This window comes from Pseudooceanicola profundus (assembly GCF_054919315.1).
Genome location: NZ_CM142898.1, coordinates 711997 through 730931, shown reverse-complemented (window position 1 = coordinate 730931; position 18935 = coordinate 711997). Strand labels below are relative to the sequence as shown.

General features: G+C 68.9%; 17 protein-coding genes, 1 tRNA gene and 1 pseudogene. 6 read left to right on the top strand and 13 right to left on the bottom strand.

The window, feature by feature from the left end; translation table 11 throughout:
- Nucleotides 1–115: 115 nt before the first annotated feature.
- From ACX9MO_RS03290 to rpmH, 5 genes are all read right to left on the bottom strand, one after another.
- Complete coding sequence (locus tag ACX9MO_RS03290) at nt 116–1654, bottom strand: putative bifunctional diguanylate cyclase/phosphodiesterase (RefSeq protein ID WP_462213539.1); 1539 nt, start codon at nt 1652–1654, stop codon at nt 116–118.
- A gap of 66 nt (nt 1655–1720) precedes the next feature.
- Nucleotides 1721–2587: a tRNA 2-thiocytidine(32) synthetase TtcA gene (ttcA, locus tag ACX9MO_RS03285; RefSeq protein ID WP_462213538.1), complete on the bottom strand. Its 867-nt coding sequence runs from the start codon at nt 2585–2587 to the stop codon at nt 1721–1723.
- A gap of 165 nt (nt 2588–2752) precedes the next feature.
- Complete coding sequence (gene yidD, locus ACX9MO_RS03280) at nt 2753–2974, bottom strand: membrane protein insertion efficiency factor YidD (RefSeq protein ID WP_222493020.1); 222 nt, start codon at nt 2972–2974, stop codon at nt 2753–2755.
- 71 nt (nt 2975–3045) lie between these two features.
- Complete coding sequence (gene rnpA / locus ACX9MO_RS03275; RefSeq protein ID WP_462213537.1) at nt 3046–3606, bottom strand: ribonuclease P protein component; 561 nt, start codon at nt 3604–3606, stop codon at nt 3046–3048.
- Nucleotides 3607–3626: 20 nt separating this feature from the next.
- Nucleotides 3627–3761, bottom strand: coding sequence for a 50S ribosomal protein L34 (gene rpmH, locus ACX9MO_RS03270; protein ID WP_005980833.1), 135 nt, complete (start codon nt 3759–3761; stop codon nt 3627–3629).
- Nucleotides 3762–4027: 266 nt separating this feature from the next.
- Between rpmH and ACX9MO_RS03265 the strand changes: the two are divergent.
- Nucleotides 4028–5433, top strand: a pseudogene (locus ACX9MO_RS03265) (sensor histidine kinase).
- A gap of 323 nt (nt 5434–5756) precedes the next feature.
- Nucleotides 5757–5833 (top strand) — tRNA-Arg (locus ACX9MO_RS03260).
- A gap of 218 nt (nt 5834–6051) precedes the next feature.
- Here ACX9MO_RS03260 and ACX9MO_RS03255 read toward each other — a convergent pair.
- Nucleotides 6052–6528 carry an Lrp/AsnC family transcriptional regulator gene (locus ACX9MO_RS03255; protein WP_462213536.1) on the bottom strand — a complete coding sequence of 159 codons (477 nt, stop codon included), beginning with the start codon at nt 6526–6528 and terminating at the stop codon, nt 6052–6054.
- 155 nt (nt 6529–6683) lie between these two features.
- Here ACX9MO_RS03255 and ACX9MO_RS03250 point away from each other — a divergent pair, with 155 nt between their 5' ends.
- Nucleotides 6684–7973, top strand: a complete 1290-nt coding sequence (locus ACX9MO_RS03250; protein ID WP_462213535.1) for an aspartate aminotransferase family protein — start codon at nt 6684–6686, stop codon at nt 7971–7973.
- 309 nt (nt 7974–8282) lie between these two features.
- Here ACX9MO_RS03250 and ACX9MO_RS03245 read toward each other — a convergent pair whose 3' ends face one another.
- The 4 genes from ACX9MO_RS03245 to ACX9MO_RS03230 all read right to left on the bottom strand — a co-directional run bounded on the left by ACX9MO_RS03245 (nt 8283) and on the right by ACX9MO_RS03230 (nt 12248).
- Nucleotides 8283–8711: an FKBP-type peptidyl-prolyl cis-trans isomerase gene (locus ACX9MO_RS03245; protein ID WP_222492258.1), complete on the bottom strand. Its 429-nt coding sequence runs from the start codon at nt 8709–8711 to the stop codon at nt 8283–8285.
- Between the two features lie 207 nt (nt 8712–8918).
- On the bottom strand, nt 8919–10082 hold the full coding sequence (locus tag ACX9MO_RS03240; protein ID WP_462213534.1) for an ABC transporter substrate-binding protein: 1164 nt from the start codon (nt 10080–10082) through the stop codon (nt 8919–8921).
- Nucleotides 10079–11584, bottom strand: coding sequence for a sensor histidine kinase (locus ACX9MO_RS03235; RefSeq protein ID WP_462213533.1), 1506 nt, complete (start codon nt 11582–11584; stop codon nt 10079–10081). The genes ACX9MO_RS03240 and ACX9MO_RS03235 overlap by 4 nt, the downstream gene beginning before the upstream one ends.
- Nucleotides 11577–12248: a response regulator transcription factor gene (locus tag ACX9MO_RS03230; RefSeq protein ID WP_462213532.1), complete on the bottom strand. Its 672-nt coding sequence runs from the start codon at nt 12246–12248 to the stop codon at nt 11577–11579. Before ACX9MO_RS03230 ends, ACX9MO_RS03235 begins: the two co-directional genes overlap by 8 nt.
- A gap of 388 nt (nt 12249–12636) precedes the next feature.
- On the opposite strand from ACX9MO_RS03230, the gene ACX9MO_RS03225 reads away from it, so the two are divergent.
- From ACX9MO_RS03225 to ACX9MO_RS03215, 3 genes are all read left to right on the top strand, one after another.
- Nucleotides 12637–13626: a Bug family tripartite tricarboxylate transporter substrate binding protein gene (locus ACX9MO_RS03225; protein ID WP_222492266.1), complete on the top strand. Its 990-nt coding sequence runs from the start codon at nt 12637–12639 to the stop codon at nt 13624–13626.
- A 93-nt stretch (nt 13627–13719) separates the two neighbouring features.
- Nucleotides 13720–14151, top strand: a complete 432-nt coding sequence (locus ACX9MO_RS03220) for a tripartite tricarboxylate transporter TctB family protein (RefSeq protein ID WP_462213531.1) — start codon at nt 13720–13722, stop codon at nt 14149–14151.
- A 10-nt stretch (nt 14152–14161) separates the two neighbouring features.
- Nucleotides 14162–15700, top strand: coding sequence for a tripartite tricarboxylate transporter permease (locus ACX9MO_RS03215; RefSeq protein ID WP_462213530.1), 1539 nt, complete (start codon nt 14162–14164; stop codon nt 15698–15700).
- A gap of 86 nt (nt 15701–15786) precedes the next feature.
- Here the strand turns inward: ACX9MO_RS03215 and ACX9MO_RS03210 are convergent, their stop codons facing one another.
- From ACX9MO_RS03210 to mnmH, 3 genes are all read right to left on the bottom strand, one after another.
- Nucleotides 15787–16635 carry a glycosyltransferase family 8 protein gene (locus ACX9MO_RS03210; protein ID WP_462213529.1) on the bottom strand — a complete coding sequence of 283 codons (849 nt, stop codon included), beginning with the start codon at nt 16633–16635 and terminating at the stop codon, nt 15787–15789.
- Nucleotides 16636–16765: 130 nt separating this feature from the next.
- Entirely contained in the window at nt 16766–17821 is a 1056-nt protein-coding gene (gene selD, locus ACX9MO_RS03205; protein WP_462213528.1) for a selenide, water dikinase SelD, read from the bottom strand.
- Entirely contained in the window at nt 17818–18885 is a 1068-nt protein-coding gene (gene mnmH / locus ACX9MO_RS03200) for a tRNA 2-selenouridine(34) synthase MnmH (protein ID WP_462214496.1), read from the bottom strand. The genes selD and mnmH overlap by 4 nt, the downstream gene beginning before the upstream one ends.
- Nucleotides 18886–18935 lie beyond the last annotated feature (50 nt).

Genomic DNA, 18935 nt, shown 5'->3' with positions numbered 1-18935 from the left:
GCCTGGACGACGGGGACTTTGAGAGAGGCGGGGCCGGCAAGAGATGTGGGGGCGTCGGTGGTGCGATCGGAGGGGACGGTTGGCGCGCCGCGCAGAGGCAGGCATGCGCACGGCCCTATCCGGTGCGATGCCCGATCGCCGGTGGGGCCCCCAGCCCGGCCGTATAGGCCATGAGCCAGTCGCCCACCTGCTCGCCCGGCATCGGGCGGGCGATGCCATAGCCCTGCACGTGGCCGCAGCCCAATTGGGCCAGCATTGCATGTTCACCCGCGGTCTCCACCCCTTCCGCGAGGGTATCGAGGCCGAGACGCTCCGCCATGGTCAGGATTGCGGCCACCATGCGTTGCTGCTCCGCGTCCCGGTCGACCTTGAGCACGAAGCTGCGGTCGATCTTGATCCGCTCCACCGCAAAGCGCCGGATCGAGGAGATGGAGGCGTGGCCGGTCCCGAAATCATCCAGGTCGATCCGGCATCCGAGCTTGGCCAGCCCATTGATATTGCGGGCCACGATATCATCCGGCGAGGCGGCGACCACGGTTTCGAGAACCTCGACGCAGAGCCGCTCCGCCGCGATGTCGAAGCGGTCAAGTTCCCAGCGGATCTTTTCGATCAGGCGGGGATTGAGCAGTTCCTGCCCGGTGAAGTTCACCCCGACCATGGGGATCTTCAGCCCCGCGCGATCCCAGCCCTGCAGGCTTCTGAGGGCGCTGTGCAGCATCACTTCGCCAAGACGCTCCAGCAGCCCGGCCTCTTCGAGCAGGGGCAGGAATTCGGACGGGCCGACGAGGCCGCGCTGCGGATGCTGCCAGCGGGCGAGGCTCTCCAGCCCGCTGACCTGACCGGTGTCGGTGGAGACCTGCGGCTGGAAGAAGGCCACGATCTGCCCGTTCTCCAGCGCCGCCGCGGCCTCGTCACTGTCGAGGGAAGTGCTGCGCCGGGTCTGGCGCATCTCCTCGGACCAGGCGCGGATCGAGGAGGGCGCGGTATTGGCCGCCTCGCGCAGGGCCTCGCTGGCGGCGTCGATCAGCGTCGCGGCCGTGCGGCGGGGCGCACGGGAGCCGAGGCAGAAGCCCACGGAGCAGGAGATGTAGATCACCGTCGAATCGAGCGAGATCGGCTCTTCCACCGCGGACTGGAGCCGGGCGGCCATCTGGATCGCCACTTCGAGGTCGAGGTGGGTCACAGGGGCGATGCCGATGCCGAACTGCGCGTCGCCCATGCGCACGATCGCGTCCGCCTCCCGCAGGGCGCCGCGGAGGCGGTCCGCGGTGCGATGCAGCAGCGTTTCCCCCGCCGCCTGACCGTATCGGTTCAGCACCACGTCGAAATCGTCGATCCGGACCTGGAAACAGGCGGTGCCGGCGCGCGCGCCGGGCGTGTCGCTGAGGACCCGGTTCAACATCCGCTCCAACGTGTCGGGGGCGGGCAGGCCCGTGACGGAATCGCTGGCCCGGTGCTTGAGCGGCGGGGGCGGGCCGAAGCCGATGAGCAGGCCGAACAGCGCGGGAATCGCCAGCGAGACGATGAACAGCAGCACCTCCCCCCCGAGCCAGAAGGCCCCGAGGGTCGCGGCAGGCAGGAAGGCCAGCATATGCGGCCCCGTCATGGCGGAGCGGGTGCGGGCCAGAATCGCAGGAAGATGTGGGCCGGGCATCGCTTGTCCTTTCACGTCACGGAAAGGCTACGCGCACGGTCTGAACAGAGGCTTAATCCCGCAGGATCAAAGGTCGGGGACACCGTCGTCAGGGCTCGCCGGCGCACCGGTGCCGCGGGTAAGTCCAGCGAAATCAAAGAGTTTCGGGTCGAGGAGATGCGAGGGGCGCGTGTTCGTCAGGGCGCGGAACATCTTCTGCCGGCGGCCCGGGGCGTTCTTTTCCCAGCCGTCGAGGATCGCCTTCACCTGCTGGCGCTGGAGCCCGTCCTGCGAGCCGCAGAGGTCGCAGGGGATGATTGGGTAGTTCATCGCGCGGGCGAATTTCTCGCAATCCGCCTCGGCCACATGGGCGAGGGGGCGGTAGACGAAGAGGTCGCCTTCCTCGTTCACCAGCTTCGGCGGCATGGTGGCCAGCCGTGAGCCGTGGAAGAGGTTCATGAAGAAGGTCTCGAGGATGTCGTCCCGGTGATGGCCGAGGACCACGGCGGAACAACCTTCCTCGCGCGCGATGCGGTAGAGGTTGCCCCGGCGCAGCCGGGAGCAGAGCGCACAATAGGTCCGGCCCGCGGGCACCTTGTCCATGACGATGGAATAGGTGTCCTGATACTCGATCCGGTGCGGCACGCCCATCTTCTCGAGGAACTCGGGCAGGACGGTGGCCGGGAAGCCGGGCTGACCCTGATCGAGATTGCAGGCCAGCAGCTCGACCGGCAGCAGGCCGCGCCACTGCAACTCATGCAGGACCGCAAGCAGGGTATAGCTGTCCTTGCCCCCGGAGAGGCAGACCAGCCACTTGGCGCCGCGCTCGATCATGCCGTACTGATCCACCGCCTCGCGCGTCTGTTGCACGATGCGTTTGCGGAGTTTCTTGAACTCCGTCGTCTTGGGCGCGCCGTGGAAGAGCGCGTGGATATCGTCAGCGTCGTCGAGCATGGGCGGGGTGATGCCAGAACCGGGGGCGCAAGGGAAGTCAAATCGGCGCGGGTGGCAGGGCGCGCCGGAGAGGCGGGGAGGGCGCGGGCGTCCGCCGTGCGAAGGATCGTCGGTGCGGGGCGGCAGACGCCTCGCAGGGGGTCGCGAGCGGCGCCGGTCAGCCGGTCACTTCGGCACGTCGTCGACGCCGAAACCGCCCCAGGGGTGGCAGCGCAGCACGCGGCGGAAGGTCAGCCAGCCGCCCTTGATTCCGCCGTGGCGGCGCAGGGCCTCCATCGCATAGGCGGAGCAGGTGGGGTCGTACCGGCAATTGAAGCCCACGTAGGACGAGAAGGTCAGCCGGTAGGCCCGGATCGGCAGCGAGAGCACGTAGGCGAGCGGCGTCATGCGCGCAGGCGCCTCGGGCGCCGCGACGGGGGCGCGGTCCTCGCCGTGGGGAGGGGCGTCAGGGCCGCACATCAGGGTTTCTCGTGGAGTTTCCGAAGGGCATAGCGCAGGTCGTCACACATCTTGTCGAACGGACGCCCCGCAGTGGTCCCGGCGCGCCCGATCAGGACATAATCCCAGCCGGGCTGTCCGGTATGTGGCAGAACCGCGCGGGCGGCCTCGCGCAGCCGGCGCTTGGCGCGGTTGCGGGCGACGGCGTTGCCGACCTTCTTGGAACAGGTGAAGCCGACGCGGATGCCCTCGACGGGGTCGTCGTCGCGACGCTTGCGGGCCTGCACCATCATCGAGCCGGTCCCCTGACGCCGGGCACGGGCGGCGGCGAGAAACTCGGCGCGGGTCCGCATGACGGTCAGGGCAGGGGCACTGGCGATGAGCGGCTTGGGCTCCGGGCGCGGTTTGACGCGGGCCGTGTCAGCTTGCGTGCCAGTGGCGGTGTCTGGACCCTTCTCGGGCCCCGCGTCAGCCGCCGGTCCCGTGGTCTCCCCGGCAGGCTCCGGACAATCGGAAACCGCCGGAGACACTTCGGCCTGCGGGGAACAGGTCCCCTTGGCGTCGGTCTCCGGCGGTGTCATCGGTCTTCAGCTGGCGCGACTTACGCGCTCAGCGATTTCCGGCCACGTGCGCGGCGGGCGTTCAGGATCTTGCGGCCGGCCTTGGTGGCCATGCGCGCACGGAACCCGTGACGCCGCTTGCGGACGAGGTTCGAGGGTTGGTAGGTGCGTTTCATCGCTCCGTCTCCGTCATGTCACCTGCGGCGGGCAGGCTGTTGATCTGGCAGGCGTCAGCGTTGCGAGAATCGCAGCGGGCCCACGCGTGTTCATTGAAGCCCGCTCTATAGGGATGCATCCGGGCACTGTCAAACCCGCATCGGGGCCGGAGGCGATGTTTTTCACAAGCCCTTCGATTCGCGTGCGACTTGCCGCAACGCCCCGCGCGACATAGGTCTAGGGATCAAGGGGGCCATGCCCCTCGCGCCCATGACACGGACATATGATGATCACCTCCCTTTCCGGCCGCTTCCTGCTTCTGACGTGCGTCTTCGTCGTGCTGGCCGAAATTCTGGTGCTGGTGCCCTCCGTGGCGCGATTCCGCGAGGATTACCTGTTCGACCGGCTGGAACGGTCGCAGATCGCCTCGCTGGCACTGCTGGCCGACGACATGATCAGCCCCGACATCGAGGAGGAACTGCTGCGGAATGCGGAGGTCTACAACGTGGTGCTGCGCCGTGACGAGGCCCGGCAGCTGGTGCTTTCCTCCCCCGTGCCGCAGCCGATCTACCAGACCTATGATATGACCTGCGCGAGGCGACGGCGCCCGTCCTGATCCACGATGCGCTGCGCCTGCTGATGGATGGAGAGAATCGGGTGATCCGAGTGATCGGCAGCCCGGTGCGCGATGCGGGCCAGCTGATCGAGATCACCATGCCGACCCAGCCGCTGCGCACGGCGATGCTGGATTACGCGCTTGGCGTGCTCGTCCTCTCGGCCACGATCTCGCTCCTGACCGCGCTGCTGCTCTTCCTCTCGGTGCGGGTCTTCCTGATGCGGCCCATCAAGAGGGTGGTGGGGCATGTGCTCTCCTATGCCGAATCGCCCGAGGACAGCCGCCGCGTGATCGAGCCGCAGGCCGGCATCCGCGAGCTGCGCGACGTGGAGGAGGCGCTCCATACCCTGCAGACGCAGCTCACCGCCGCGCTGCGCCAGAAGGAGCGGCTGGCCCAGCTGGGCGGGGCGGTGGCCAAGATCAGCCACGACCTGCGCAACATCCTCACATCGGCGCAGCTCTTCACCGACCGGCTGGAGGCCTCCGAGGACCCGGCCGTGCAGCGCCTCGCGCCGAAGCTGGTGAACTCGATCACCCGCGCGGTGCACCTGTGCGAATCGACGCTCGCCTTCGGCAAGGCCGAGGAGCCCGCGCCGCAGCTCTCCCACATCCGCCTCGCGGACGTGGTGGGGGACGTGATCGACAGCGAGCGGCTGGCGGTGGGCGAGTCCGACATCTCCTTTGCCGAGGACATTCCCGCGACACTGATGCTGCGGGCGGATCAGGAGCAGCTCTACCGGGTGATCTCCAACCTCGTGCGCAACGCGCGGCAGGCCATCGTGACCAGCGGCAAGCCGGGCGAGATCGCCGTGGCCGCCAGCGAGGACGACGAGGCCTGGATCATCCATGTCACCGACACCGGCCCCGGCCTGCCGCCGAAGGCGCAGGAGTTCCTCTTCACCGCCTTCCAGGGCGGGGCACGCAAGGGGGGCTCGGGCCTTGGCCTCGTGATCTCGGCAGAGCTGATCCGCGGCCACGGCGGCACGCTGAAGCTGGACCGCACCGGGCCCGAGGGGACGGAGTTCACGATTCTCCTGCCCAAGGGCGGTGTCGACCTGTCCGACCGCCGCGCCTGAGCGCAGCAGGGCCCGTAGGAGCGGCGCGGCCGGTCGAGCAGGGCCGGGGTGTGTCGGCGCGATTTGTGCTCCCCTGCTTCATGCCAGCCCGATTCCCGCTGGCCCGATCCCCCTCGCGCATGTGGTCCCAGAGAGCCCACCGGGTCCGCGCCCGGGCCTTTTCACCCGTTTTCGGGGTGTCGTCCGGGCCTCCGCGCCCCGTGATGTCCGGCGTCGGCCCCCTGTCATGGCACTGTCACATGGTTGTCGTCGGGGCAGCTTCGAAAAATCCGGAATTCGCCCTTGCGCCCCCCCACGGGATACCGTAGATGCTCCTCCACGACGCGCTGGTAGCTCAGTTGGATAGAGTACTTGACTACGAATCAAGGGGTCGGGGGTTCGAATCCTCCCCAGCGCGCCACTTCCCTTCAAATTCCAACTGAGTGAATACGACGGTCGCCAAGCGACCGGTCGAGACGTTCAGTCCTTCCTTTTCTTGCCGTTTCCACGCCTGACCACGGACGGAGAGACCGCTTCCTGCGTGTCCGCGCGTTTCACGCCTCGTAAGGACGTATCGGGCAGGGGCCAACCGGTCACGATGCCGGTCCATTGGCCCATCGCTGGCCCCCGCAGCCCGGATCACTCGGCGGCTGTCAGGCAAAACTCCGGCAGCGTGTTCTCGTTCTTGTAGCTTCGCAGCAAGAACACGGTCTTGTAGTCCGCCACAGAGGCCCATTCCCCGAACACCTCCTGTGCGAAGTCGTGGTAGGCCTCGATCGAGCGCTCCTGAACGATCAGCAGAAAGTCGAAGTCCCCGGTCACCACGTGGCATTGCTGCACGGCGTCATAGGCGCAGATTCGGCGGGCGAACTCCTGCGAGACATTGGCCTTGGGCGCGGTGAGGGAGACCATGACCGTCGCGGTCACCGGGCGCTTGAACTTGCGCCGGTCGAGACGGGCGACGGAGCGGGCGATCAGCCCGTCGGACCAGAATCGCGCCACGCGCTTGGCACAGGCCGAGACCGAGAGGCCGACCTCCTCGGCGAGATCGGCATTGGTGCGGCGCGCATCATGTTGCAGCGCCATCAGCAGTTTCCGGTCCAGCGGGTCGAGCATCTATGCCTCCAGAGTCGCGAATCCTGCGCAGTATCCTCCTCAAGCCCTCCTCTTTGAAGAATTAATCTCGCAAACACCGCAAATCGCGGAACTTCGCGCCGGGAGAGCCGCTAGCATCGCCGCCAGCAACTCTCCCTCCCAGACACGAGGCTCCCATGTCTTCCTCCAATTTCCTTGCCCGCGCCGATGCCAGCCTGATCCGCTACGGCGCGCATTTCTTCGACCGTGAAATCGTCGGCTCCGAAGGCAGCTATGTCATTGCCGCCGATGGCCAGCGGGTGCTGGATTTCACCTCCGGGCAGATGTCGGGCATCCTGGGCCACCGGCACCCGGAGCTGACGCAGGTGATGCACGAGTGGATCGACAAGGTGGTGCACCTGCATTCGGGCATGCTCTCCGCGCCGGTGCTGGAACTGGCCGAGGGGCTGACCGCGATCACCCCCGAGGGGCTGGACCGCGTGCTGCCGCTGACCACCGGGGGCGAGGCGAACGACGCCGCCCTGCGCCTTGCGCGGCTGGTGACCGGCGGCTTCGAGATCGTCAGCTTCGCCTCCAGCTGGCACGGGATGACCGGCGGCGCGGCCGCGGCCACCTATGCAGCGGGGCGCAAGGGCTATGGCCCGGTCTCGGCGGGCAACTTCTCGATTCCCGTGCCCAATGCCTACCGCCCCCGCTTCGCCGGCTGCGAGATCAGCTGGCAGGCGGATCTCGACGATGCCTTCGCCCTGATCGACGCCCAGTCCACGGGCAACCTCGCCGCCTTCATCGCGGAGCCGATCCTGTCGTCGGGCGGGATCATCGAACTGCCCAAGGGCTACATCGCGGCGCTGAAGACGAAATGCGAGGAGCGCGGCATGCTGCTGATCCTCGACGAGGCGCAGACCGGCATGGGCCGCACCGGCATGGCCTTCGCCTTCGAGCGCGACGGCGTGGTGCCGGATATCCTCTCGCTCTCCAAGACGCTGGGGGCGGGGCTGCCGCTGGCGGCGATCATGACCAGCGCCGAGATCGAGGCCAGGGCGGCCGAGCGCGGCTTCCTCTTCTACACCACCCATGTCTGCGATCCGCTGCCCGCCGCCGTGGGCGTGAAGGTGATCGAGATCATGCAGCGGGATGACCTGCCGGGCCGCGCCGCCGCCATGGGCGCGCGGATGACCGCCGGGCTGAACCGGCTGGCGGAAAAGCACGAGAAGATCGGCGACGTGCGCGGCCGGGGCCTGCTTCTGGGGGTCGAGGTCGTCTCGGACCGGGCGACCAAGCAGGCGGACGAAGCCTATGGCGTGCGGGTCATGGACATCTGCGCCCGCGAGGGGCTGAACATGAACATCGCCGGGCTGAAGGGGCTTGCCTCGGTCTTCCGCATCGCGCCGCCGCTGACGGTCTCGGAAGAGGAGATCGACACGGCGCTGGAGATCTTCGACCTCGCGCTTGCCGAAGCGGTCTGAGGCAGGCGGTCAGGGAAGCGGTGCGGGGGGAGGTTCGGGGCGGGGCATACCCTGCACGGGGGGGCGTGCCCTCGGGACCGGGCAGGGGGCGCTGCCCCCGTCGCGTGCCGCGACTCCCCCGGAGTACTTCGGGAAAGATGAAGGTGAGGGGGCGTCGGGCATCGCCCCTGGAGGGGCGTATCGAGCGTCGCCTCTGGAGGGGCGCGTCGGGCGTTGCCCCTGGAGGGGCGCGTCGGGCGTTGCCGCTTCCGGATACGAGAACGCCCGCCGGGGGAACCGGCGGGCGTTTGCCGTGCGGCTGGGGCGGGATCAGGCGATGCTGACCAGCTCCACGTCGAAGGTCAGGGCCTTGCCGGCGAGCGGGTGGTTGGCGTCGAGCACGAGTTGCGTGTCGGTCACCTCGGCGATCACCACGTTCATCGCCTGGCCGTCCTGGGTCTGAACCTGCAGCTGGGTGCCGGGCTCGGTGGGGATGTGGTCGGGGACATTGGCGCGGTCCACGGCCTGCATCCGCTCGGGCATGTGCTCGCCGTAGGCATCCGCCGCCTCGACACGGACCTTGCGGGTCTCGCCCACTTCCATGCCCATGAGGCCGGCCTCGAGGCCGGGAATGATCTGGCCCGCGCCCAGTTCGAAGGTCAGCGGATCGCGGCCCTCGGAGCTGTCGAAGACGGAGCCGTCGTCAAGGGTGCCCTTGTAGTGGAGATTCAGGGTGTCGCCCGGCTTTGCCTGGGTCATGTCGGATATCCTTTCGGGGGGAGTGCGTGACTTTGGCGAGGCCGCTTTCGGGGCGGGTGGCTCGCGCGTTCTCCTCGAAACTGGCAACTCCGGGCCCGGATGTAAAGGTTTCCTCAGAAAATCGGTGCCTGATGCCGGGCTCACGGGGCGTAAGCTGCGGCGGAAGAGGAGCGCGCGCGGGGCCGGGGGCCGTGTCAGGGGGCCGTGTCAGGGGGCCGGTTCCGCGTCCCCGAAGACCGACCGCCACTGCGCGATGAAGCTGGCGCGGCGCTGCCGGTCGCGGGCGATCAGCAGGGTCGGGTCGATCTCCACAGCGCGTTCGGAGCTTTCCGGCAGGCCCTGCACATCGGGATCGCGTTCGAAGACGAGGCCGCTGCGGCGCAGGATCTCGCGCCCCTCGGGGCCGAGGAGGAAGTCGAGCAGGCGATGCGCCGCCTCGGGCTTCCCGGCGCTGCGCGGGATCATGTAGGCGCGCGACAGGAAGAGCGTGTAGTCCTCGGGCAGGATCACCCCGACGTTCGCGTTCAGCCCCGGCGCGGATTGCAGCTGCAGGTAGGAGCCCAGAACGTTGTAGGCGATCAGGTAGCGCCCCTCGGACACGCCCTCGATGATCTCGGCGGAGCAGCAGGTGGCGATGGCGTCGATGCGGGCAAAGCCTTCCAGCAGCGCGCCGAAAGTGGTGGCCTCCAGGCTGTCGGCAAAGGCCAGCAGGTAACCCAGCCCCGAGGCCTCGATGTCGTAGGTCGCCACCCGGCCGAAATAGCGCGGATCGGCGCGGCGCATCAGGTCGAGCAGTTCGAACCGGGTGCGCGGGGCCTCGCCCGGGGGCATCAGGCGGCGGTTGTAGATCGTCACCACCGGTTCGTGGGTCACGCCCCAGAGTTCGTCGCGCCAGCGGCGGGTCTCGGGCAGGGCCTGCGTGCGGGGAGAGCTGTAGGGCCGGGCGCAGGCGCTGTTCACAAGTTCCACCATCTGGTGCACGGCGGAGGAGAAGATCACATCCGCCGGGCCGGCCCCGGTGCGGCATTGCTGGCGCGCCTCGGCATAGAGCGCGTTGGAGCCCCATTGCTCGTAGCGGATCGAGAGATCGGGATTGGCGGCGGTAAAGGCCTCGAGCGCCGGGCGGAGGATCGCGATGTCGGTGGTGGAATAGACCGCGAAGGGTGTCCCCTGTGCCGTGCCGAAGCGGGCGGTCGCCTCCTGCGCGGCGAGGGGCTGGGCGGAGAGGAAGGTGAGGGCCGTGGCGAGGGCTGTGGTGAGGGCCCGCGCCAGGGGACCGAGGGCAGGGGCGCCCACGTGCGGCGCGGCAGGGCCTGTTCCGGTCGGGGAGGGGCGGCACAGGCGGCGGAGCAGGGCGAAGCGGGGGATCATGCCGTTTCCTCCGGCAGGGGCAGGCGCAGGGCGACGCGGAAGCCGCCCGGGGTCACGGCGAAGGTGAGGTCACCGCCGAAGGCAGAGGCCACCGACTGCACGATCGACAGGCCGAGGCCCGCGCTCTGCCCGCGCGCGGCGGCGGAGCGTTCGAAGCGGTTGCCGATCCGCGCCAGCAGGTCGTCGGCGGGGCCGGGCCCGCTGTCCTCGACCCAGAGCACGGCATTGCCCCGTTCGGTGCTGACCCCGATCCGCACCGGGGCGACCCCGTGGCGCAGCGCGTTGGACAGCATGTTCTTGGCGGCTTCCTGCAGCGACATCTCGTCGGCCAGCACGCAGACTGGCGCCTCCCCGATGACCAGTTCCAGCTCGGCCCCGGGGGAGAGCAGCTGGTGATCGCCGCTCTCCACCGCCTCCAGCGCCACGTCGCGCAGGTCGACGGCAAGGCGCGGGGCACTGTCGGTGCGGTGGATCACCAGCGCGCGCGACAGCATCTGGTCCAGCAACTCGCCCAGCGACCGGGTGCGCCCGGCCAGTCGGGCGACCATCTGCTGCCGCTTGGCCGCGTCCTCCTCCTCCAGCGCCAGCTCGGCCTGCACCCGCAGGGCGGCGACGGGGGTGCGCAGCTGGTGCGCGGTGTCCGAGATCAGGTTGCGCATGGCGCCCACCTGCCGGTCGAGCCGTCCCATGAAGCGGTTCATGGCCTCGGTCAGCACCGAGAGTTCGGCGGGCAGCGGCGTGATGATCGGGGTCAGGTCATAGGGATCGCGCGCCAGCATCTCCTCGGCGATGCGTTCCATCGGACGCAGGGCGGAGCGGATCACCAGGACCGAGAGCCCCATCAGCATCAGCCCCAGAACGCCTGCCGCAATCAGCGCGTCCCGGGTCAGCATATAGGCCATGTCGTTGCGGGCCAGCATGGTCTGGCCCACGGTCACGGTGACGACGCCGGAGTAGTCCCGTTCCGCGAAGCGACGCGGCACGCTGACGAACCGCGCCTTCTCGTCCTGCATCCGCGCGTCGTAGAAGACCGCGCCGGAGCGGTCGCGTGCCCGGGCCTCGCGCGCCTCGCGGAAGGCGGCGGGCGGAGCCACGTCCTCCTGACCGGTCAGCAGGGCTCCGCCCGCGTTGCGCACGGCGTAGAAAATGCGGTCATCCGGGGCCTGTGCGAGCAGTTCGAAGGCCGAGAGGGGCAGGGCGGTCACCGGGCCGCCGTTAATGATGGTGACCGATTCCGCGATATCCTGCGCCGCGCCGAGGAGCAGCCGGTCATAGCTCTGCCGCGCGGCCTGCTGGCCGTAGGCGAGACTGGCGATGGCGACGCCCACGCCGCCGACGAGCAGCAGCGCCAGCACGCTGGCCGTGACCCGGAGCTGGATCGAGGCCGGAGACCGCGCCCGACGCCGGAATGGCGGGCTGCCGTCGTGGCGGCCGCTGGGGCGGCCACCCGGGGTCAGGTCCGTGTACCGATCCCGGCCCCGATCCGAACGCGGCTCAGCCATCGGCGTCGATCCGGTAACCCAGACCCCGCTGGGTGCTGATCGTGACGCCCGCGCCTGCGAGTTTCTTGCGCAGGCGGGCGATGTAGAGCTCGATCGCGTTCAGCCCCACATCCGCATCGTTGAAGGCGAAGAGACCGTTGTAGAGCCGTTCCTTGCTCTGCACCTGTCCGCGATGGCGCAGCAGCAGCGACAGCAGGGCGGCCTCGCGCCGGGTGAGGTCGACGGGGTCGCTGCCGATGCGCGCGGTCATCGAGGCGGGCGCGAAGCTGAGCGACCCGAGCACGAGGTCCTCGCTCTTCTGCTCCGCCTCGCGGCGCAGCAGCGCACGCAGCCGGGCCTCCAGTTCGCGCTGGTCGAAGGGTTTGACGAGGTAGTCATCGGCCCCGAGGTCCAGTGCCGTCACCCGGTCGTCGACCGAGAACAGCGCGGTCAGCATCAGCACCGGGGTCCGGTCGCCGCGTGCCCGCAGGTTTTGCAGCAGTTCGGTGCCGGACCGGCCGGGCAGGTTGATGTCGAGGATCAGCGCGTCATAGCTCTGCACCGCGAGGAAATCCTCGGCGGTCTCGACACTGTCGGCGTGATCGCAGGCCATGCCCGCCCGTGACAGGCGGATCGCGACGGCCTCGGCCATGTCGACGGCGTCCTCGACGTACAGGATGCGCATGTCTGAGCCCTTCCTTCCTGCGGCGTCTCCCGCAGACCTCGCCCGGAGCTGCCCTCCGGCGGATTGCCCGGGCAGATCAATGTCATCAGGTCCATGCCATCAGGCCCATATCTCAGGGCGAACACCAAGGCCCCCGTCCATCGGGCCGGTTCTGGCACAGCCGTTTCGGCAAACCAATCCCGGTCCACCCATCCCGTCCGGCCCTGTTTAATCAAATCCGCCGTTCTTTTTGTGCCCGCCGAATGGGCGGTGACAGGTTCGTGACAGCTTTGCCCGTTATCCCCTCTTTCTAGCCCGACGGGGGCGGAGCGCAATGCCCCGGCCCGCCGGGCGGTTCGTCCCGAGGCGCAGGAGGCGCCGCGGGCCCCGAATTTGGAGGAGCACCAACATGATCTTCAAGGCATCCCGCCTGACCCTTGCCGCTGCGCTGCTGAGCGCCAGTGCGCTGACCGTGGCCGCTCAGGGCTACACTCCCGAAAACCCCGAGTGCATCGCCCCCGCAAACCCGGGCGGTGGTTGGGACTTCACCTGCCGTCAGGTGGGCAAGCTGCTTCAGGACGAAGGCCTGATCGGCAAGACCATGCAGGTCGTCAACCTCGCCGGTGGCGGCGGTGGCGTGGCCTTCGCGGAAGTCGTCAACAAGCGCGCCGATGACAACGACCTCGTCGTTGCGGCCTCCTCGGCCACGGCCACCCGGCTGGCACAGGGTGCCTACCCGGGCAACACGATGGAGCAGGTCCGCTGGCTCGCCTCCATCGGCGCTGACTACGGCGTGATCGCCGTCGCGGCCGACAGCCCGATCCAGACGCTGCCCGAGCTGCTGGACATGATCAAGGCGGACCCGACCTCGGTCTCCGTCGCGGGCGGTTCGGCCGTGGGTGGCTGGGACCACCTCAAGGTCCTGATCGCCGCCAAGGCCGCCGGCGTCGAAGACGTGCGCCGGGTGAAGTACATCGCCTTCGATGGCGGCGGCGAAGCCGTGACCCAGCTGCTTGCCGGCTCGGTGCAGGCCTTCACCGGCGACATCTCGGAAGCCAAGGGCTTCGTGGACAGCGGTGACATCAAGGTCCTCGCCGTCCTCTCGCCCGAGCGTCTCGACGGCGAATTCGAAAGCTTCCCCACCGCGCGTGAGCAGGGTGTGGACGCGATCGGCGCCAACTGGCGCGGTTTCTACGCCCCCGGCAACATGTCGGACGCGGCCTATGACGCCTGGGTGTCGCGGATCGGCGATCTCTACGCCTCCGACGCGTGGAAAGAGACCATGGCCGCCAACGGCCTCGCACCGCTCGACCTGCAAGGTGATGCGTTCCAGTCCTTCGTGAAAGACAGCGTGGCAGAGATCCGCTCGATTTCGCAGGAAATCGGCATCATCAAGTAAGGCAGGGTCCCTCCCCCTTGCCTCAGGGGGCGCCGTTCACCACTCCGGCGCCCCCTCTTTTCTTCCCAACACCCGCCGAATGAGGAGATCCCGATGAGTGATCGTATTTTCGGTGTCCTGGGGCTTCTCCTTGCCATCGGGTTCGCCATCGCCGCGACCCAGATCGAGGAAAGCTTCCTGTCCGACGCCGTGGGACCCAAGGCCTTCCCCCTGATCATCGCCACAATTCTCGGCGTCAGCTCGGCCATCATCGCCTTCCGCCCCGATCCTGAGCCCGTCTGGCCAAGCCTCGGTCGTCTGGTCGAACTGCTGGCCGCCGTCGTCGTGATGGTCCTTTACGCCGAATTCCTGCCGATCGCAGGCTTCGTCTTCGCCACCGCCATTGCCGCCGCCTACCTGTCGTGGCGCCTCGGCAACGGGCCGATCGCCTCGGTCCTGACCGGCGTCGGCATCTCGGTCGGCATCTACGTCATCTTCCATCTCGTGCTCGGGCTTTCGCTGGCCCGTGGCCCGTTCGGGTTCTGAGGAGGCACCCATGGACATGCTTGCATCCCTCGGCGACGGCTTTGCCATCGCCCTGACCTGGCAGAACATCGGCCTTGCGCTGCTGGGCTGCTTCCTCGGCACCGTGATGGGCGCGCTTCCGGGCCTTGGCCCGTCGAACGGCGTCGCCATCCTGATCCCGCTTGCCTTCACCCTCGGCCTCGGCGCGACGCCCTCGCTGATCCTGCTGACCTCGGTCTACTACGGGGCCATGTACGGCGGGCGGATCTCGTCGATCCTGCTGGGCATCCCGGGGGACGAACCCGCGATGATGACCGTGCTCGACGGCTATCCGATGGCCAAGAAGGGCCGGGCCGGCGAGGCGCTCTCGCTCTCCGGTATCGCCTCCTTCGTCGGGGCCTTCTTCGCCACCTGGGGCCTGATCCTTCTGGCGCCGCAGCTCGTCAAGATCGCGCTGCTCTTCGGCCCGGCGGAATACTTCGCGCTCTTCGCACTGGCCTTCATGACCCTCGGCGGCGTCTCCTCGACCAACCAGGCGAAATCGGCCTTTGCCGCCGCGCTGGGCCTCGGCCTTGCCATGATCGGTGTCGACACCCAGACCGGCGTGCCGCGCTTCACCTTCGGCGAAGTGCACCTCTATGACGGTCTCGACTTCCTCGTCGCCATCGTCGGCCTCTTCGCCCTGTCCGAAGTGCTGATCTTCCTCGAGGAACGCCACGGCAACGCCGATGCAGACGGCAAGAAGATCGTCGTCGGCCGCCTGACGCCCTCGTGGTCGATGCTGAAATCCTGCACGCCGACCATGCTGCGCACCTCGCTCCTCGGCTTCATCGCCGGCGTGCTGCCGGGCGCGGGCGCTTCGCTGGGCTCCTTCATCTCCTACTCGATGGAGAAGCGGCTGGTGGACAAGGAGAACACCTTCGGCACCGGCGATCCCCGCGGCGTGGCCGCCCCCGAGGCCGGCAACAACGCCGCCGCCGGTGGTGCCCTGGTGCCGATGCTGGCGCTGGGTGTGCCGGGTTCGGGCACGACGGCCGTGCTGCTGGCTGTGCTGCTGTCGCTGAACATCACCCCCGGCCCGCTGCTCTTCACCCAGAACCCCGACGTGGTCTGGGGCCTGATCGCCGCGCTGTTCATCGCCAACTTCATGCTGCTGGCCATGAACATCCCGATGGTGGGCATCTTCACCCGCGTGCTGATGATCCCGCCGAAGGTCCTGATGCCGCTGGTGGCCATGGTGTCCTTCGTCGGCATCTACGGCATCTCGGGCTCCAGCTTCGACCTGCTGGTCATGATCGGCTTCGGCGTCATGGGCTGGGGTCTGCGGAAACTGGACGTGCCGCTGGTCCCGATCATCCTCGGCACGCTGCTGGGGAACGCGATGGAGAACAACCTGCGCCGCGCCGTGACCATCGACAACGGCAACTGGTTCACCCTGATCGACAGCCCGCTGTCCATCGCTCTCTGGGCCATCGCCATCATCGGTTTCGTGCTGCCGCTCATCATCGGCGCGCGGGTGAAATCGAGGATGCATGCCCGCAAGGATGAAGAAGGTGCGCTGTCCGACTAAGCGCATCCGCTGACCGGCCCGGGGGATGCTTGCACCCGGGCCGGAGACTGAAACGGCCGCCTCTTGGGGCGGCCCTTTTTTTATGGTCAGAAGCGCAGGTCAGGGTAGGCGTTTGCATAGGCGCGCATCTGCTTGCGGTAGGCCTGCACGGCCCGCGCCCGCTGCGACCAGAGGTCGTAGCGCGCCCGTTTCCAGGGCTTCTTTGGGCCGTGGAAGTGTACCATCACATCGGCCAGCTCGGCGATCTCGGAGGCCTCCCCGCCAAGCTTGCGGGCAAAGCCCCGCTGCGCTGCCGTGCGGCCCCAGGATGAATTGTAGGCCGGGTTCAGCAGGTGTGCCTCGCCGGGGTAGAGCTGGTTCAGGTGATCCTGATCGCCCATCCGCAGGCTCGAGGCATGGGCCACGTCCTCCAGCCGGTCCAGCCCCTCGGGGCGGCGGCGCAGGGCATCGCAATCCATCAGCAGGACGCCCGCGTTGAAATAGGTGGCGGGCGGGGCGCCCGGCTCCTCCCGGCTGGCGCGCTTGGCGGTCATGAAGTCGCGCACCGCGCCAAGGGGACTGCCGCCAAGGTCGGCCCGGCGCAGGGGGGCCACGTCGCCGGTCACGCCCACGTCGCCGTCGAGGTAGAGCACCCGCCCCGAGAGGTGGCGCGGCAGGAAGAGGCGCCCCATGGTCGCGGCAGAGATATGGGCCGCCTGCGATTGCGCGCCCGCAAGCTCCTCCGCGGTGATCTCGCGCGGGTGAAGGGCGCAGCCGGGGGCGTCCCGGGCCACGGTCTCCACGGCCTGCCATTCCTCGCGGCTCAGCGCATCCCCCCAGAAGTGGAGCTTCAGCGGTTCGGAGCTGTGCCGCAGCAGGCTCCACATGGTGAAGAGCGTCGGACGGAAGAGGCCGCTGTCCGTGATCAGGGCCACCTGCAGGGTATCGGGGATCATGGGATGTCTTTGCGCGAGAGGAGAGAGGTGAGGCAGGGCGGGGGGCAGTCTGTTGCGGGCGCGTTATCTTGGGCGGGCATCACGTGGGCGCCGGGCGTCGCGGACATGATGTGGGGGCGGGATGCCGGGGTCAGGCGACCGTCAGCCCCTCTCCCTCGATCACCTCGCCCACGACACGGGCCCGGTCAAAGCCGTGGCGGGCGAAGGTGGCCAGCACCTCCGCCTCGGCCTCCGGCGTGCAGGCGACCAGAAGCCCGCCGCTGGTCTGTGGATCGCTCAGCAGCGCCTGTTCCACGGGATCGAAGCCCACGGGCAGGGTGATCCGCGCGCCGTAGCTGTCCCAGTTCCGTCCCGAGGCGCCGGTGATGTAACCCTCCTGCGCCAGCTCGCGCGTGCCGTCCAGCAGCGGCACCCGGGCCCAGTCGATCCGCGCCCCGCAGCCGGAGCCCGCGACCATCTCCAGCGCATGGCCGCCGAGGCCGAAGCCGGTCACATCGGTGAGGGCATGGACGCCCTCCAGCGCCGCAAGGTCCGGGCCCGGCGTGTTGAGCCGGGTCATGGAGGCGAGCATGGCGTCATAGGCCCCGCGCGGCAGGGCCTCCTTCTTCAGCGCGGCAGAGAAGATGCCGACGCCAAGCGGCTTGCCGAGGATCAGCCTGTCGCCGGGGCGGGCGGTGGCATTGGTCTTCAGCAGCGCCGGGTCCACGAGGCCGATGGCCACCATGCCGTAGATCGGCTCGACCGAGTCGATCGTATGACCGCCCGCGATGGGGATGCCGGCGTCGCGGCAGGCGGCGGCCCCGCCTTCGAGGATGCGCCCGATGGTCTGGGTCGAGAGCGTGTTGATCGGCATCCCCACCACCGCCAGCGTGAAGAGCGGCGCGGCCCCCATGGCATAGACGTCGCTGATCGCATTGGTCGCGGCGATCCGGCCGAAGTCGAAGGGGTCGTCCACGATCGGCATGAAGAAGTCCGTGGTGGCGACGATGGCCTGCCGGTCGTTCAGCTTGTAGACCGCCGCGTCGTCCGAGGTGCCGATGCCCACCAGCAGCTCCTCCGGCACCGGCAGGGCCTTGGTCCCGCGCAGCAGGTCCGACAGGACGCCGGGGGCGATCTTGCAGCCGCAGCCGCCGCCATGGGCAAGCGAGGTCAGGCGCGGTTCGGTCGAGGGGCTGAGCAGGGTCATGGACGTGGGTCCTCCGAAGCGACGGCAGGGACCGCCCGGGCCAGCTCGGCCGCGAGGGCGGACAGGGCGGCGGGCGAGAGATCGGGGGCAGGCAGGACGTGGCGCGGGGCCGCCATCCGGGCGCGGTGCTTGGCATAGCGCGGGTCGTAATGGGCCCGCATTAGCCCTTCGGCCAGCGGGGTGAAATCGCCCGCCGCGGCCATCGCCTGCCAGCTCTCGATGATCTCGGCGGCGTGGAACGGGCGCAGCCGGTCGATGGTTGCGACCAGCATGGCGGGATCGGTGGTCAGGTCGGCATAGGCGCGGGTCAGATAGGCGGCGCGCGCCGCCAGCGGGGCCTCGACGCGGATCCGGGGCGCGGCGCACATGGCTTTCCACAGCATCGGCGGCAGGCGGCATTTCCCGACCGCGGCGCTTTCGGCCTCCACCACCACCGGGCGGGTCGGGTCGAGGGCGGCAAGCGCCATGGCCAGCCGGGTCTCGAAGCCGCGCTGCTGCGGCTGCGGGCCCATGTGGCCGAAGATCGAGCCGCGGTGATGCGCCAGCCCTTCGAGGTCCAGCACCTGCACGCCGTGGTGCGGCAGCCTCTTCAGCAGGTCGGTCTTGGCAGAGCCGGTATTGCCGTCCAGCACCACCACGGGCGGCGCCACGGGGGTCTCGTAGAGCGCGGTGACGATCAGCTTGCGCCAGGCCTTGTAGCCGCCGGCCAGCGTCTCCACCCGCCAGCCGATCTGGCCGAGAATCGTGGCGAAGGAGCCCGACCTCTGCCCGCCGCGCCAGCAGTAGACGAGGGGCCGCCAGCCGCCGTCGCGATCCTGCAGGACCTCCTCGATATGGCGGGCGGCGTTGCGCGCCACGAGGGCGCCGCCGATCTTGCGGGCCGAGAAGGGCGAGACCTGCTTGTAGATGGTGCCGACGCGGGCGCGCTCCGCGTCGTTCAGGACGGGCAGCGAGAGCGCGCCCGGCAGGTGGTCCTCGGCAAATTCCGACGGGGCGCGGACATCGATGATGTCATCGAAGCCGAGGGCGGCAAGATCGGTGAGCGAGGTCAGGGTCACGGCCATGGCAGAGACATAGCGCGAAGCCACGCCGCCGGGAAGCCACGGCGGCGCGT

Bases quoted from the DNA above. Each gene is read 5' to 3' on its own strand.
- ACX9MO_RS03290 (WP_462213539.1), bottom strand. From the start codon at position 1,654: ATGCCCGGCCCACATCTTCCTGCGATTCTGGCCCGCACCCGCTCCGCC.
- ttcA (WP_462213538.1), bottom strand. From the start codon at position 2,587: ATGCTCGACGACGCTGACGATATCCACGCGCTCTTCCACGGCGCGCCC.
- yidD (WP_222493020.1), bottom strand. From the start codon at position 2,974: ATGACGCCGCTCGCCTACGTGCTCTCGCTGCCGATCCGGGCCTACCGG.
- rnpA (WP_462213537.1), bottom strand. From the start codon at position 3,606: ATGACACCGCCGGAGACCGACGCCAAGGGGACCTGTTCCCCGCAGGCC.
- rpmH (WP_005980833.1), bottom strand. From the start codon at position 3,761: ATGAAACGCACCTACCAACCCTCGAACCTCGTCCGCAAGCGGCGTCAC.
- ACX9MO_RS03255 (WP_462213536.1), bottom strand. From the start codon at position 6,528: ATGCTCGACCCGCTGGACCGGAAACTGCTGATGGCGCTGCAACATGAT.
- ACX9MO_RS03250 (WP_462213535.1), top strand. From the start codon at position 6,684: ATGTCTTCCTCCAATTTCCTTGCCCGCGCCGATGCCAGCCTGATCCGC.
- ACX9MO_RS03245 (WP_222492258.1), bottom strand. From the start codon at position 8,711: ATGACCCAGGCAAAGCCGGGCGACACCCTGAATCTCCACTACAAGGGC.
- ACX9MO_RS03240 (WP_462213534.1), bottom strand. From the start codon at position 10,082: ATGATCCCCCGCTTCGCCCTGCTCCGCCGCCTGTGCCGCCCCTCCCCG.
- ACX9MO_RS03235 (WP_462213533.1), bottom strand. From the start codon at position 11,584: ATGGCTGAGCCGCGTTCGGATCGGGGCCGGGATCGGTACACGGACCTG.
- ACX9MO_RS03230 (WP_462213532.1), bottom strand. From the start codon at position 12,248: ATGCGCATCCTGTACGTCGAGGACGCCGTCGACATGGCCGAGGCCGTC.
- ACX9MO_RS03225 (WP_222492266.1), top strand. From the start codon at position 12,637: ATGATCTTCAAGGCATCCCGCCTGACCCTTGCCGCTGCGCTGCTGAGC.
- ACX9MO_RS03220 (WP_462213531.1), top strand. From the start codon at position 13,720: ATGAGTGATCGTATTTTCGGTGTCCTGGGGCTTCTCCTTGCCATCGGG.
- ACX9MO_RS03215 (WP_462213530.1), top strand. From the start codon at position 14,162: ATGGACATGCTTGCATCCCTCGGCGACGGCTTTGCCATCGCCCTGACC.
- ACX9MO_RS03210 (WP_462213529.1), bottom strand. From the start codon at position 16,635: ATGATCCCCGATACCCTGCAGGTGGCCCTGATCACGGACAGCGGCCTC.
- selD (WP_462213528.1), bottom strand. From the start codon at position 17,821: ATGACCCTGCTCAGCCCCTCGACCGAACCGCGCCTGACCTCGCTTGCC.
- mnmH (WP_462214496.1), bottom strand. From the start codon at position 18,885: ATGGCCGTGACCCTGACCTCGCTCACCGATCTTGCCGCCCTCGGCTTC.